This window comes from Blautia sp. HCN-1074 (genome assembly GCF_037890165.1).
In the GTDB taxonomy this organism is placed as follows: Bacteria; Bacillota; Clostridia; order Lachnospirales; family Lachnospiraceae; genus Blautia_A.
In genome coordinates, this window is the sequence record NZ_JBBKBP010000001.1 from 151,325 (window position 1) to 166,569 (window position 15,245).

13 protein-coding genes and 4 tRNA genes are annotated in these 15,245 nt (G+C 43.8%); 2 read left to right on the plus strand and 15 right to left on the minus strand.

Features of this window, described 5'->3' with window-relative positions:
- Window positions 1-33: 33 nt before the first annotated feature.
- On the minus strand, window positions 34-2,154 hold the full coding sequence (locus tag WKT11_RS00710; RefSeq protein ID WP_118409007.1) for a glutamine synthetase III family protein: 2,121 nt from the start codon (window positions 2,152-2,154) through the stop codon (window positions 34-36).
- A 1-nt stretch (window position 2,155) separates the two neighbouring features.
- Complete coding sequence (locus WKT11_RS00715; RefSeq protein WP_055150387.1) at window positions 2,156-3,106, minus strand: diacylglycerol/lipid kinase family protein; 951 nt, start codon at window positions 3,104-3,106, stop codon at window positions 2,156-2,158.
- Window positions 3,107-3,360: 254 nt separating this feature from the next.
- On the opposite strand from WKT11_RS00715, the gene WKT11_RS00720 reads away from it, so the two are divergent.
- Both WKT11_RS00720 and WKT11_RS00725 read left to right on the plus strand, forming a co-directional pair.
- Entirely contained in the window at window positions 3,361-3,564 is a 204-nt protein-coding gene (locus WKT11_RS00720) for a hypothetical protein (protein WP_147417274.1), read from the plus strand.
- A 113-nt stretch (window positions 3,565-3,677) separates the two neighbouring features.
- The gene (locus WKT11_RS00725) at window positions 3,678-4,472 is read left to right on the plus strand and encodes a Cof-type HAD-IIB family hydrolase (RefSeq protein WP_117675182.1); all 795 of its coding nucleotides are present in this window, start codon (window positions 3,678-3,680) and stop codon (window positions 4,470-4,472) included.
- A 180-nt stretch (window positions 4,473-4,652) separates the two neighbouring features.
- Here the strand turns inward: WKT11_RS00725 and trpA are convergent, their stop codons facing one another.
- The 13 genes from trpA to WKT11_RS00790 form a co-directional block, all read right to left on the minus strand.
- The gene (trpA, locus tag WKT11_RS00730) at window positions 4,653-5,432 is read right to left on the minus strand and encodes a tryptophan synthase subunit alpha (protein ID WP_117675184.1); all 780 of its coding nucleotides are present in this window, start codon (window positions 5,430-5,432) and stop codon (window positions 4,653-4,655) included.
- Window positions 5,425-6,609, minus strand: a complete 1,185-nt coding sequence (gene trpB / locus WKT11_RS00735) for a tryptophan synthase subunit beta (RefSeq protein ID WP_340281729.1) — start codon at window positions 6,607-6,609, stop codon at window positions 5,425-5,427. Before trpB ends, trpA begins: the two co-directional genes overlap by 8 nt.
- Before the next feature lie 30 nt (window positions 6,610-6,639).
- Window positions 6,640-7,266: a phosphoribosylanthranilate isomerase gene (locus WKT11_RS00740; protein ID WP_117675186.1), complete on the minus strand. Its 627-nt coding sequence runs from the start codon at window positions 7,264-7,266 to the stop codon at window positions 6,640-6,642.
- A gap of 30 nt (window positions 7,267-7,296) precedes the next feature.
- Window positions 7,297-8,097: an indole-3-glycerol phosphate synthase TrpC gene (gene trpC / locus WKT11_RS00745; RefSeq protein WP_181977666.1), complete on the minus strand. Its 801-nt coding sequence runs from the start codon at window positions 8,095-8,097 to the stop codon at window positions 7,297-7,299.
- A gap of 99 nt (window positions 8,098-8,196) precedes the next feature.
- Window positions 8,197-9,207: an anthranilate phosphoribosyltransferase gene (trpD, locus tag WKT11_RS00750; protein ID WP_117675188.1), complete on the minus strand. Its 1,011-nt coding sequence runs from the start codon at window positions 9,205-9,207 to the stop codon at window positions 8,197-8,199.
- Window positions 9,200-9,778 carry an anthranilate synthase component II gene (locus tag WKT11_RS00755; protein WP_117675190.1) on the minus strand — a complete coding sequence of 193 codons (579 nt, stop codon included), beginning with the start codon at window positions 9,776-9,778 and terminating at the stop codon, window positions 9,200-9,202. The genes trpD and WKT11_RS00755 overlap by 8 nt, the downstream gene beginning before the upstream one ends.
- Window positions 9,775-11,262 carry an anthranilate synthase component I gene (gene trpE / locus WKT11_RS00760; RefSeq protein ID WP_117675192.1) on the minus strand — a complete coding sequence of 496 codons (1,488 nt, stop codon included), beginning with the start codon at window positions 11,260-11,262 and terminating at the stop codon, window positions 9,775-9,777. Before trpE ends, WKT11_RS00755 begins: the two co-directional genes overlap by 4 nt.
- Before the next feature lie 648 nt (window positions 11,263-11,910).
- Window positions 11,911-13,371, minus strand: coding sequence for a uracil-xanthine permease family protein (locus WKT11_RS00765; RefSeq protein WP_117675194.1), 1,461 nt, complete (start codon window positions 13,369-13,371; stop codon window positions 11,911-11,913).
- A 449-nt stretch (window positions 13,372-13,820) separates the two neighbouring features.
- Window positions 13,821-14,186: a hypothetical protein gene (locus WKT11_RS00770; RefSeq protein WP_117675196.1), complete on the minus strand. Its 366-nt coding sequence runs from the start codon at window positions 14,184-14,186 to the stop codon at window positions 13,821-13,823.
- Between the two features lie 319 nt (window positions 14,187-14,505).
- Window positions 14,506-14,579: transfer RNA gene (locus WKT11_RS00775), tRNA-Met, on the minus strand.
- Window positions 14,580-14,595: 16 nt separating this feature from the next.
- A tRNA-Val gene (locus WKT11_RS00780) sits at window positions 14,596-14,668 on the minus strand.
- A 31-nt stretch (window positions 14,669-14,699) separates the two neighbouring features.
- Window positions 14,700-14,773, minus strand: a tRNA-Met gene (locus WKT11_RS00785).
- Window positions 14,774-14,788: 15 nt separating this feature from the next.
- Window positions 14,789-14,861 (minus strand) — tRNA-Val (locus WKT11_RS00790).
- Window positions 14,862-15,245 lie beyond the last annotated feature (384 nt).

Sequence of the window (15,245 nt, forward strand, 5' to 3'; positions counted from 1 at the left end):
CATTATAGCATTCTTCTTTATATTTTTACAACATTATACTTCAAATACAAGATCTCCATAAGAAGGCATCGGCCACATTTCCTTATCTACGATCATTTCCAGTTCATCCACAGGCTCACGTAAAGCTTCCATTGCAGGAACTACCTTTTCTCTGCAGAATACGGCTCTGTCCCGTCCCTCTGCATATTCCTGGGTCTTCTCAACCAGTTTGCTCAGCTTACTCATGGCACTGTTTGCAGCCTTTAAGAGTTTTGACGCTTTCTTAAGCAGGTCAAGCTGTACACTTACATCGATCAGCCCTTCGCCTGCTGTCTTCACTGTATTGATGGATTCGCCAAGAACAGTGGTATATCTGATAACTGCCGGAATAATCTGCTTGGTTGCCATGTCGATCATGGTCTTTGCTTCAATATTGATTGCTTTAGAATAAATCTCATATTTAATCTCTGCACGTGATTCAAGCTCGGCTCTTGAGAATACATCAAAAGATTCAAAGAGTTTCACTGCCTTCTCTGTAGTAAGTGCAGGGATTGCATCTACCATGCTCGGAAGGATTGGAAGTCCACGGCGTTTAGCTTCTTTCTCCCATTCCGGCGCATAGCCGTTTCCGTTAAATACGATCTTCTGATGATCTGTGGCATATTCTTTGATCAGGTCATGTACCGCCAGTTCGAAATCAGGAGCTTTTTCCAGACGGTCACATACTTCCTTAAATACTTCTGCTGTGATCGTATTCAGGACTACGTTACATGCGGAAATAGAATCTCTTGAGCCCACCATACGGAATTCAAATTTATTTCCTGTGAAAGCAAAAGGTGAAGTACGGTTACGGTCTGTGGCATCCTTCATGAAATCAGGCAGAGTCTTAACACCTGTTTCCAGCTTACTTCCCTTTTTACTGTGAGTTGCTGTTCCTGTGCTGACCAGCTGTTCCAGAACATCCTCAAGCTGCTCTCCAAGGAATACGGAAATCACTGCCGGCGGTGCCTCATGGCCGCCAAGTCTCTGGTCATTTCCCACATCTGCCGCAGATTCACGCAGAAGATCTGCATGTTCATCTACTGCTTTCAGGATACAGGTGAGGACCAGAAGGAACTGAATATTTTCATGAGGTGTTTTGCCCGGATCCAGAAGATTGATTCCGTCATCTGTGGTAAGAGACCAGTTGTTATGCTTACCGGAACCGTTCACACCTGCAAATGGTTTCTCATGAAGAACACAGCGCATTCCATGACGGCTGGCAACCTTTTTAAGGATACGCATCATCATCTGGTTCTGGTCTGCTGCGATATTGACCGGTGCATAGATCGGTGCAAGCTCATGCTGTGCAGGGGCAACCTCATTATGCTGTGTCTTTGCAGGAATTCCAAGCTTCCAGCATTCTTCATTTACCTCTTTCATGTATGCGGAAATTCTCTGACGGATACTTCCGAAGTAATGGTCATCCATTTCCTGTCCCTTCGGAGGCATAGCTCCAAAAAGAGTTCTGCCTGTATAGATCAGGTCTTTTCTCTGAAGCCATTTCTCTTTATCGATCAGGAAATATTCCTGCTCTGCTCCTACTGACGGAGTTACTTTCTTAGAAGTTGTATTTCCGAAAAGTCTCAGCAGACGGAGTGCCTGGGTGTTGATTGCTTCCATAGAACGAAGAAGTGGTGTCTTCTGGTCAAGTGCTTCTCCTGTATAGGAACAGAATGCAGTAGGAATACAGAGTGTTCCGCCTGCTGCATCATGACGGACAAAAGCCGGTGATGTACAGTCCCATGCTGTATATCCTCTTGCTTCAAAAGTTGCTCTTAATCCACCGGACGGGAAAGAAGATGCATCCGGTTCACCTTTGATCAGTTCTTTTCCGGAGAAAGACATCAGGACCTTGCCGTTATCCATCGGAGCTGTGATAAAGGCATCATGTTTCTCTGCTGTCACACCTGTAAGAGGCTGGAACCAGTGGCTGTAATGTGTGGCACCTTTCTCGATGGCCCATTCTTTCATCTCGTGTGCTACTACATCCGCAATCTCCATAGACAGTTCTTTGCCCTCTTCTATGGTTTTTTTCAATTCTTTGTAGATCTTCTTTGGAAGTCGTGCCTGCATGACGGAATCATTAAACACGTCACATCCAAAAGTCTCTACTACATTGATATACTCACCCATTTTATTTCTCCTTTTTATTTATTAACGGGGAAATTCCAATTGATCTGGTTTCCTCATTTTTTGTACTTTTCAGATACAGATTCAGTGCTTCGTGGCAGTTTTCAATCTCTATCTGTGTATGACTGCCGCCGTATTCACCGTCCAGAGTCCATGGTACCGGTTCTTCTGAGGTAATAGTCACCCTGGCTGATTTAAAAGAATGAATCAGATCTGTATTGTCCTCTGCTGTCAGCATTGCAGTCATGATCTCCTGCAATTCCAGCGGATTCTTCGGTCTTGTGATCATGGTAACTTCAAAAAGTCCGTCATTCATATCCACGTTCTTGCCTGTAAGGTTCTTAAACCCTCCCACTGAACGGGAATTGGTGATCATTCCAAAGATGAAGTCATCCTCCACAGTTAATTCTTCGGATTCAATTCTCATATGGTATGATTTGATATCAAAAAGGCGTTTCACTCCCTCAAGAAGATAGGCTACATGGCCAAGGATATTCTTGAGATCCTGATCTGTCTGATAGGCTACATCTGTGAAAAGACCGAAAGCTGCTATATATGTAAAGCTCTGGTTATTGAATCTGCCGATGTCACAGTGATAAAGTTTCTCTTCCATGATCATGGAAGCGGCATCTGTCATGCTTTTCGGCATAAAGAGACTGTTTGCAAAGTCGTTGGTGCTTCCTGCCGGAATGTATCCGATGGGAATGGAACTCTTCTTTTCCATTACTCCGGTAACCACCTCATCAAGAGTCCCGTCTCCGCCGCTGCATACGATAAGATCTACTTTGGATTCGTATTCTTTGGCTTTCTCATAGGCATCTTTTGGTTTCTGTGTGGAATAGATAATGACTTCATAACCACCTTTATTAAAAATGTCCACGATATCAAGCAGGTTTGCTTTGATCTTACCTTTGCCTGCTTTTGGGTTGAAAACAAAGAGCATTTTCTTATCCATTTTTATGCATTCCTCCTTCTTTTTCAGAGTTTGAACGCGTAGGTTTATGGGTACGCGGAATTCTATTTATATAATATAAGAAAAAAGAGGGGAAAAGTCAATGGGGTTCATGGGGCAAAAAAAGTTTGGGGACGGCAGGAAATATTTTTGTTTTCAGGTGCGGTTTCGCGGGCTAGAAACTCTAGGTGTGTGGAAATCTGCTAAAAGCATTCAAAAAATGCTCAAACTCGCTTCGCTCAGACAGTGAGCATTTTTTGAATAACGCAGATTCCCACGCACCAAGAGTTGCTACGCCCACTGCAAATGCACCTGAAAACAAAAATATTTCCTGCCTGTTGGTTGGCTGTGGGACTGCCGAGCTGTTACTGCTCACTTCGTTCACAGTAATGCGCCTTGCAACGCCAGGCTACGCAGATGAGATTTTCTCACAAAACATTTTGCAGGATAGTAACGCATGAAACGGGACTGGTGAATAGTTGTAATTTTTCTTAATTATTTATGGCAAGTTATATTTGTGCGTGATAAAATGGGGATTGTATTTATTAATAAATAGAAAGGATTTCTTATTCATATGATTAAATTGATTGCTTCAGATATAGATGGAACTCTGGTGAAGGATGGAACTCTGGCGATTGACAGGGAGTATATGGATGTGATCCATCGTCTGCTTGATAAGGGTATTATTTTCGTTGCGTGCTCGGGGCGCCAATATCGAAGTGAGAGGAAGCTGTTTGCACCTGTTGCAGACAGGCTGCTTTACATCACTGATGGCGGCACTGTGGTAAGAACTCCGAAGGAGATTCTGAAGGTAGATACTATGCCTGATGAAATATGGAAAGGAATGCTTTCTATGGTTCATGAGAGTCTGCCTTCCTGCGATTACTATATTGCCACACCTGACCGTGGCTTTGCAGAGGATGGCGGCAGCCGTATGTTTCACTGGCTGAGAGATTCTTACGGATATGATATCCAGGAAATTTCTGATCCACGCATCCTTGAGGATCAGCAGATCATCAAATTCTCTGTCTATCATCCTAATGCCTGTGAAGAATTATGTGCTCCTGTATTTACCCCTGCATGGAAAGATAAAGTCACTCTGGTCTCTGCAGGTAAAGAATGGATGGATGCCACTCTCCAGGGATCCGGCAAGGGTCCGGCTCTGGATTTCCTGCAAAAACATCTGGGAATTGCGCCTGATGAAACCTGTGTTTTCGGAGATAATATCAATGATATTGAAATGCTCCGTGAAGCAGGTTATAGCTATGCAGTTTCTAATTCCCGACCGGAAGTCCAGGCTGCTGCCCAAAATACCTGCCCACCCTACTGGGAAAACGGAGTACTGCAGATTCTAAAATCTTTCTTATAAAAGATACAAATTACTCCGCAGCTCTTCACGCTATGATGGACTGGATTGCTTGCAGTATTTTCAGTTCATACCAATACACAGCGCAGAAACATATTTCATTTCGTGTGCATTTGCAGAAGTTCTTAGGCTCCGAAACCGCACACGAAATGAAATATGTTTCTGCGCGTCCCTTTTTAATTCCTAAGCTTCCATTACAGCATCTTTCATAGATTTCACATACTCTTTCACATAGGGCACACAATCCCTGCCATACTGTGCACACAACTTCACAATTGCAGATCCTACAATCGCTCCATCCGACTGTGCTGCCATCTTCTTCGCCTGCTCAGGTGTGGAGATTCCAAAACCTACTGCACAAGGAATATCTTTCGCAGCTTTTACCAATTTCACCATTGCACCGATATCTGTAGTAATATTAGTTCTTGTTCCTGTAACACCAAGAGAAGAAACACAATACACAAACCCTTCCGCATCCTTCGCAATCTGTGCGACCCTCTCATGAGAAGTCGGCGCGATCAGAGAGATCAGATCAATACCGTATTTCTTACATACACTGTCAAATTCCTCTTTTTCCTCATACGGCACATCCGGCAAGATCAATCCATCCATGCCAATCTCTGCCGCAGTCTTAATAAACCGTTCCGTTCCATAAGAAAATACTACGTTTGCATAAGTCATAAACACCATCGGAACAGAACTGTTCTTTCTGATCTTTACCACCATGTCAAATACCTTATCTGTAGTCACACCACCTGAAAGTGCTCTCACATTTGCTCCCTGGATCACAGTTCCCTCTGCTGTAGGATCAGAAAACGGAATTCCAAGCTCAATCAGGTCTGCACCTGCTTCCTCCATTGCATAGACAAGCTGTTCTGTCACTTCCAGAGACGGATCTCCACAGGTAATAAACGGGATAAATGCCTTTCCTTTTTCAAATGCTTCTGTAATTCTCTTATTCATGGATATCCTCCCCTCTGTAACGCGCGATTGCTGCGCAGTCCTTATCTCCACGTCCGGAAATTGTTATGACCACGATCTGGTCTTTGCCCATCTGCGGAACAATTTTCTTTGCGTAAGCTACTGCATGAGCACTCTCAATAGCAGGAATGATTCCCTCTGTTCTGGATAGATATTCAAAGGCCTCTACTGCTTCTTCGTCTGTGACAGGTACATATTCTGCACGTCCTGTATCATAGAGATGTGCATGCTCCGGTCCGATTCCAGGATAATCCAGACCTGCGGAAATGGAATATACCGGTGCGATCTGACCATATTCATCCTGGCAGAAATAAGATTTCATTCCATGGAAGATTCCCAGTTTGCCGGTTGCAATGGTAGCTGCTGTCTCTGCCGTATTTACGCCACGTCCTGCTGCCTCACATCCGATCAGACGAACATCTTTGTCATTGATGAAGTTGTAGAATGTTCCGATCGCATTGGAGCCACCGCCCACACATGCCAGCACCGCATCCGGAAGTCTGCCTTCTTTTTCAAGGATCTGCTCTTTGATCTCTTTGGAGATCACTGCCTGAAAATCACGGACAATTGTCGGGAACGGATGAGGTCCCATTACAGAACCAAGTACATAATGTGTATCGGAAATACGGTTTGTCCACTCTCGCATTGTCTCGGAAACAGCGTCCTTCAGTGTGGCTGTACCGGAAGTAACTGCGTTTACTTTTGCTCCGAGAAGACGCATTCTGTATACATTTAATGCCTGACGTTCTGTGTCTTCTTTTCCCATGAAGATTTCACATTCCATACCCATAAGAGCTGCTGCTGTTGCTGTTGCCACACCGTGCTGGCCTGCACCTGTTTCTGCGATCACACGGGTCTTGCCCATTTTTTTTGCAAGAAGTACCTGGCCAAGTACATTGTTGATCTTGTGAGCACCTGTGTGGTTTAAGTCTTCTCTCTTTAAGTATACTTTTGCTCCGCCCAGATCTTCTGTCATGTGGGATGCAAAATAGAGACGGGATGGTCTTCCCGCATATTCGTTCAGAAGCTCTGTAAGCTCTGTGTTAAACTCCGGGTCATCTTTATAGTGGTTGTAGGCTTCCTCCAGTTCGATGACAGCATTCATCAGTGTTTCCGGAATGTACTGTCCTCCATGGATGCCGAATCTTCCTTTTGACATCTGTATATGTCCTCCTTCTGAATTATTATCTTATTTCATATGCGCCAGTTGAACTGCCTTCAAAATCTTATCTCTGTCTTTCATTCCATCCGTCTCCACACTGCTGCTCAGATCTACTGCATAGGGATGAATGGTCCGGACGGCTGTTTCCAGATTTTCTGTGCCCAGTCCTCCTGCCAGAAAAAACGGTCTGTCTATCTCCGGGATCAGTGACCAGTCAAAGGTCTGTCCTGTTCCACCGCCTCCCTGATCAAGCAGTATATAATCCGCCGGACTTTTCAGGGCATTTTCAATATCCTGAGCTGTTTTTACGGAAAAGGCTTTTATAACCTGATGACCTGTATTCTTTTGGATTCTCCGTATATATGTCTCATCTTCCTGTCCGTGAAGCTGTGCAATATGGATGATTCCGTCAAGAAGAAGTTCCTCCACACGCTCAGGTGCTGCATTTACAAAAACACCTACAGGGATAATGTCCGAAGCCAGCCTTGCAGTAAGTTCTCTTAGCTGCACGCCCGTAACATTTCTGTTGCTTTTGGGAAATCCTATGATAAATCCGCAGTAATCAGGTTTTGCTTCATTTACATAGGTAATGTCTTCCGGACGTTTCAGACCACAAATTTTAATTTTTGTTCTTTGCTGTTGTTCTCTGGTCATGTTCTATCCTCCCAGATGATATCTGATCTCTCAGCGTAACGGACTGCCATTCAAGCTTTCCAGTGCTACTTTCTTGTCCGGGCTTCTCATCAGTGTTTCCCCGATCAGTACCGCGTCTACTTTATTCTCATAAAGAAGCCGGATATCCTCCGAGGTGCGGATTCCGCTCTCAGAAACAAAAACTACATTGTCCGGCGCCATTTTTCTCAGGCGGATGCTGTTATTCATATCTACCTGAAAGGTTCTCAGATCCCGGTTATTGACTCCCACGATCTCTGCCCCAAGATTTAAGGCTCTATCCACTTCGTACTCATCGTGTGCTTCTACCAGCGCATCCAGTCCCAATTCTTTTGCAAGCTGTCTGTATGCTCTTAATTCTCCGTCATCCAGGATGGCACAGATAAGCAATACTGCGGAAGCACCAAGGGATTTCGCCTGATAGATCATATATTCATCTACTGTAAAATCCTTGCGGAGTACAGGTATTTTTACAGTGGCTGCGATTTCTCTCAGATACCGGTCTGCTCCCTGGAAATAAAAAGGTTCTGTGAGACAGGAGATTGCACTTGCACCTGCCTGTTCATATTCCTTTGCAATTGCCAGATATGGAAAATCCGGTGCGATCAGTCCCTTTGAGGGGGAGGCTTTCTTTACCTCGCAGATATAGGACATACCATCTTTTTTTAATGCCTGGAGAAATGTGATTTTCTGCCCTGCATTTTTATTTACTTCCTGAATCTGGTTCTCCAGCTCCGAAACAGAAATATCTGACTTTTCTTTTGCAATTCTTTCTCTTGTTCTGGCTGCTATTTCTTCTAATATATTCTTCATAATCTCTATGATTTTTCTGTAACTGTTCTGTATATCCACAGTCAGCAGATTACCGGACAGTTACAGATTTCCTTTACATTAGTAGTTTTTCGTTGTTTTTTATTTATTTGTCTCTTCTACAAATTCTTCCAGTTTCTTCAGTGCTGCACCACTGTCGATGAGGGATTCTGCCAACTTCACTCCTTCTTCTATGGAAGCGGCTTTTCCTGCAATATAGAGTGCTGCACCTGCATTTAAACATACTGCCTGACGCTTCGAACCTTTTTCCTCACCCTTCAGGATTGCTTTTGTGATCTCTGCGTTTTCTGCAGGTGTACCACCTGTCAGGGCACCCTTCTCACATCTCTCATATCCAAACTGTTCCGGTGTAATCTCATAGGAAGTAAATTTGCCATCCCTGATCTCACATACAGAAGTAGGTGCACACATGGAAATTTCATCCAGGCTGTCCTGTCCGTAAACAACCATTCCTCTGTCAACGCCCAGATTTGCCATAACCTGAGCCAGTGGCTCCACCAGTGACTGATCGTAAACTCCCATCAGTTCCATGTTTGCCCCTGCAGGATTACTTAACGGTCCAAGAATGTTAAATACAGTACGGATTCCAAGCTCTTTACGGATCGGTGCCACATATTTCATTGCAATGTGATAATTCTGTGCAAACAGGAAGCAGATGTTGATCTTTTTCAGGATCTCTGCACTGCGTTCCGGCGTCAGTGTAATCTTCACTCCCAGTGCTTCCAGAACATCTGCTGCACCGGATTTAGAAGATGCTGCTCTGTTTCCATGTTTTGCAACCGGAACACCGCCTGCTGCGATCACCAGAGAAGAAGTGGTGGAAATATTAAAGGAGTTAGAACCGTCTCCGCCGGTACCCACGATTTCAAGCACATCCAGGTTGTGGAGAAGTTTGATGCAGTGTGCTCTCATGCCTGCTGCGGAAGCAGTGATCTCATCAATGGTCTCTCCTTTTAAGGATAAAGCTGTAAGATAGGCGGACATCTGTACAGGTGTTGCCTGACCGCTCATGATCTCGTCCATTACAGTTTCTGCTTCTGCGTATGTTAAGTCCTGTTTCTTTGATAATTTAATAATGGCTTCCTTAATCATTTCTCACTACCTCCATAAAATTCTCTATCATCACTCTGCCGTCCGGTGTCATTACAGATTCAGGATGAAACTGTACTCCGAACACAGGATAGTTCATATGTTCCACTGCCATGACCTCTCCGTCCTCTGACTCTGCTGTCACCCTAAGTTCTGCAGGCAGGGTATCCTTTAATGCTGCCAGGGAATGATATCTGGCTGCTGCAAAGGTATCCGGCAGGCCCTTAAAAAGCTGACTTTCTCCTGTTTTATACATCAGCTTTTTCTTTCCATGCATCAGTTCCTTTGCATAGGAAACGGTTCCTCCAAAGGCTTCGCAGATGGACTGATGTCCCAGGCACACACCCAGAATGGGAATTTTTCCTGCAAATTCTTTAATCACCGGAATACAGATACCTGCATCCTCCGGCCTTCCCGGACCAGGGGATAAAATGATGGCTTCCGGTTTCATCTCTGCGATTTCTTCCAGTATACACTCATCGTTTCTCACTACTTTGATGTCCGGTTCCACTGCGCCGATGAGCTGATATAAGTTATAGGAAAAGCTGTCATAATTATCGATCAGTAATATCATTCTAATCCCTCCTGTGCCTGTTCAATTGCCTGTACCACAGCTCTTGCCTTGTTGCAGCATTCCTGAAATTCCTTTTCCGGTACACTGTCTGCCACAATTCCGGCACCTGAACGGATACAGATTTCTCCGTTTTTCTTATAAACCAGGCGGATGGCAATACAGGTATCCAGATTTCCTGCAAAATCCAGATATCCGATGGCGCCTCCGTAAATGCCTCGTTTGCTCTGTTCCAGTTCCTCGATGATCTGGCAGGCTCTGAATTTGGGTGCTCCGGAAAGGGTTCCTGCCGGAAGGATTGCGTCTACTGCATCCACAGCGTCTTTATCATCCCGGATAATTCCTGTTACTGTGGAGCCCAGATGCATTACATGGGAAAAACGTTCTACGCAGAGATACTTTTCTACTTTTACAGTTCCGATCTTGCTGATCTTTCCAATATCGTTTCTTCCCAGGTCTACCAGCATATTGTGTTCTGCCAGCTCTTTCTCATCTTTCAGAAGTCCCTCTTCAAGTTCTTTATCCTCTTCTCTTGTCTTTCCTCTTGGTCTGGTTCCTGCCAGAGGGAAGGTACTTAAGGTGCCATTTTCCAGCTTCGCAAGTGTTTCAGGGGAAGCACCTGCCAGTTCAATGTCATCGCTGGAAAAGTAGAACATATAAGGAGAAGGATTAGATGCCCGAAGAACCCGGTAAGTATCAAACAGACTTCCTGTTGCTTTCGCACGCATGGGATTGGAAAGTACCACCTGGAAAATATCACCTTCTCTGATGTAATGTTTGGCTTTCTCCACCATCTCTGCATATTTTTCTTTCGGAAATTTCGGCTGTATTTCTGACTGAAGTCTCAGCGGTTCAAATTCCATATGCTCCCCGTTTCGAATCAGCTGCGCCATTTCCTCCAACTTCTTTACTGCTTTCTCGTAGGAAGCTTCCAGATCATCTGTCATCACACCTGTGATCAGAAGTACTTTCTGTCTGAAATGGTCAAATACGATCACCTGATCAAAAAGCATTAAATCCATGTCCCTGAAATCCTGCTGTTCCCTGTCCTCCAGTTTCAGCTTTGGTTCACTGTATTTGATATAATCGTAGGAGAAATATCCTACCAGACCGCCTGTAAAAGGAGGCATCTTTTCCATTACCGGAGTTTTATATTTCCGGATGATTTCTCTGAGAGTATCACCGGGATGTGTGACCTGCCTTACGGTTTCCTCTGTTTTTCCCTCAGCATCGGTTGTCCGGATCTTCAATGTTCCGTCTGTACAGGTAATCTCCATGGACGGTTCATACCCCAGAAAAGAATACCTGCCCCACACTTCTGTCTGGCTGGCACTTTCCAGCAGGTAACAATGGCGGCTGGCTTTTCGCAAAATGCGCATTACCTCTACCGGTGTATATCTGTCTGCATAAAGTTCTCTGCACAGAGGAATACGACGATATTCTTTTGTCTGTGCAAGCCGCCTGATGGTTTCTAATGTTGGATACATGGGAACACCTCCTGTGATTAATTCAGTTTCTGCCAGGAACATAAAAAAGCCCGTCCTTGACAGAATTATCGTTTCTGTCAAGGACGAGCGTATATACTTCACCCGCGGTGCCACCTTGATTTACGGTTTGAACCGTACTCTTTGCGAAATACCTTCATATTTCCGGCAACTGACGTATGCCTCACGTCACAGGATACTTAGTCTGCTCTGTAATCTTCAACCTTTCACTGTGCCCTCAGCGGCCCATTTGGCAGACTGCATTTCCACCCGGCTCTCACCTTCCCGGATTCTCTGTGCGCGCATGACTGCTTTGACTTCCGCTTCATCGGTTTAATCTGTTAAATTTACACTTAATTTACCACCGGAAGCTATATTTGTCAACCCTGAATTTCATTCAATAACATATTTTTATCATTACGTTATTGTTCACACACCACTATCCCGCAAGATGTTTTGGCATGAATATGCCAAAATCCCGAGACATACAAGCCAAAATTCATTCCAGACATCTGCAGTCTGTTTTCGCCACATACATCTGCACCAGATAATCATTCACTATAATCTGAATAAAAGCGCAAAACCAGATATTCCCAGTTTCACGCTTTTTATTGTTTTACTTATTCACTTTCGAACACTCCCAGTGTGCCGCTATTTCTTCTGTGCCTCTTTTTTCTTCATGTCAAGAATCTCTTCTGCAATCTCAACTTCGGATTTCTCATCCGGTGGAAGCACGATATTCAGAATAATAGCAAACAGTGCTGCAGGTACAATTCCTGAACCACCAAAGATCAGTGTGATCGCCTGCGGCATATGTGCAAGGACTGCTGAGTTTGCCCCCAGTCCATAGCCAAGACCAAGTGCAACGGAGACAATTGTTACGTTTCTCGGAGTTACCGGCCATTTTGTGATAAGCTGGATACCGCTGACAACAATAGATGAGAACATCATAACTGCCGCACCGCCCAGTACACTCTGAGGCATGATGGAGATCAGTGCTGCAAGTTTAGGAAACAGACCACATGCGATAAGGAAAATACCGCCTGTTGCAATTGAAAAACGGTTTACAACCTTGTTCATTGCAACCAGACCTACGTTCTGGCTAAAAGAAGTATTCGGAAGTACGCCAAATACTGCTGCCAGTGAAGATCCAAGGCCATCACACATAACGCCGCCGGAAAGCTCTTTGTCTGTAGCTTCTCTTCCAAGACCGCCCTCTGTGATACCGGAAATATCACCGACAGTCTCTACAGCTGTTACAATAAACATGATGCAGATCGGAACGATTGCCCTTGCATCAAATACCCATTTGACAGGCATGATCTTCGGCACTGCAAACCAGGATGCGTTTGCTACTTTATCCCAGTTAAGAACCCAGGATTTGGTAGCTTCTACTGTTGCACCTGCATCATCCACATAGGTAAATGTGGTAGGAAGAACTGCTGCCATAATACTTACCAGCACATATCCTACGATAATACCGATCAGAATTGATGCAAAGCTTGTAAATCCTTTTGTTCCATGTTTTAATACGACAATTACAACCAGAACTACAAAGCCTACAAACAGATTCTCCAGAGAACCGTAGTCCTTAGCGGAACTTCCGCCTCCAAAAGAACTGATACCAACAGCGATCAGTGAAAGACCGATTGATAATACAACGGTTCCTGTTACAACTGACGGAAAAAATTTTCTCAGTGGTTTCAGGAAGCTTCCCAGTACAGTTTCAAAAAGACCGCCGATAAAGGATGCCGCCATGATCGCACCATACGCAACCACTCCATTACCCATGACTCCTGCAACACTCTGGCATACGCCAATGAAACCGGAACTGGTTCCCATAACGATGGGGAGTTTACCACCCACAGGTCCTATGGTAAATACCTGAACCAATGTTACAATACCTGCAATCAGCATGGCATTCTGCAGAAGTGCTACCTGCAGTTCTCCGCCGGCTTCGATTCCACAGGCTGCTGTGATGATCAGAAGCGGTGTAAGATTACCTACGAACATAGCCAGCACATGCTGCAAACCAAGAGGAATCGCCAGCTTCAGTGGCGGCCTTCCGTCAAGGTCGTAGGGTGTTACTGTGTTTTTCTCTTGTTTCTCCATTCCTTTCCCTCTCTTTCGTGGATGTTAACGTGTAATGGCAAGGCAGTCTGTTTATCAATAGTCAGAATTTATTTGTTTCAACTCACAGTCGGTAATTTCACAGAGTCTGACATGTCAGCAACATGCTGACCGTGATTTGCCTCATATCAGTGGAGGATACCGATTTCTCTCCGTCCGCCACTGCCGTTCATTTTCTTGTTTGCAATTCATCTCGCCACCTATAGTGGGAGAATTCTTGTTATATCTTGTTAAAAAAGGCAGCTATCCCCTGAGAATAACTACCTTGTTATCATTTCATCATACTGTTGATATATCTCCTTGCTTTTACCCGTTGATATTATAAAGGATTTAAGAAATTATGGCAATAGATATGCAAAAATTTATGTATTAATGTATTAATATATCGAAACCTCAATAGGCTTCACATCCAGACTTATTGTTCCTGCGCATTACAATGCCATATTTTTTTCTACTGCCTGCATTCTGTTCTCAAGATTTGCAACATGTTCTATCAGGTAACTGGTCTGTACTGTATTCACATGATTATTATGTGCTGCTTCTACGGCTTCATTGAATTTTTTCACCAGATAACCATGATTTTCCGCTAAAATTGAAATATTTCTGTCAGTTACATTTTCAAGATGAAGTTTAACACCGTTTACTTCTTCTTTTAAATCGCAAATATCCTGCTGTAACGGTTCAATAGCTTTCTGAACGGTAGCTTCTACTGTTTCTTTTACCGTAGCTTCTACTGTTTCTTTTACCGTAGTTTCCATCATTTCCCTTAACATTTTCATATCGTTTTTGTCCAGCATGTTTCTCACCTCCTGATCTGTTTACTTATCATTTCGTTCTTTTTCTGCTGATTATAACAAGTTCCGGATGTGAAGTCTATTCAATTTTCAATATTCCATGTATAACCATTTTCCATATTTACGTTTCTATAGTACATTTCATAATTCTTCTGTATCATAATCGTTTTCAGGGTAAATATCATAAAGAAACAATTTGTCAATCGGATATTCGCAACCTCCGCAGGGGACTTACTTGATTCGGTTAAATTGATTTATTCAGAAATGAAAAAAAGCCCACAAACCCCTTATCCAGGTTTATAGACTTATCTTTCGTAAATAGTAGCGAGAGGGGGATTCGAACCCTCGACACCACGGGTATGAACCGTGTGCTCTAGCCAACTGAGCTATCTCGCCATTTTCTTTTAAGATATGGAACCTATAGGGCTCGAACCTATGACCCTCTGCTTGTAAGGCAGATGCTCTCCCAGCTGAGCTAAGATTCCATATTTGTTGGTGACAGATTTCTCTGTCAAGTAGCGAGAGGGGGATTCGAACCCTCGACACCACGGGTATGAACCGTGTGCTCTAGCCAACTGAGCTATCTCGCCATTTTCTTTAAGATATGGAACCTATAGGGCTCGAACCTATGACCCTCTGCTTGTAAGGCAGATGCTCTCCCAGCTGAGCTAAGATTCCATATTGTGCTTGTTTCAGGCGGCTTATTTGTTGTCCGCTCCGTAACTTGCTTTGCTATTATATAATGGATTTTGTCGGATGTCAACACCTTTTTTGAAACTTTTTTAATTTTTTTTATTTTTCTAATTGTTTATACATTTTAAAGCCATCTTATCACCTGAATTTTTCAAAGAAATACAGGTAAATGAAACCCGGAAACAGAATTGCTCATGACAACAACTCTGATGTACCGACAAGTTGATTCTTGAAACAATCTTGTCGGTACACTAATTCCGGGCTTCTTCTTCTGGAACTATCTTTTTATGTGTAGCAGAAATTTTTACTGATTCTGCCTCTATATAATTTTAACTGTATGGTTTTAGCTATATAATCTTTGTTTCTATT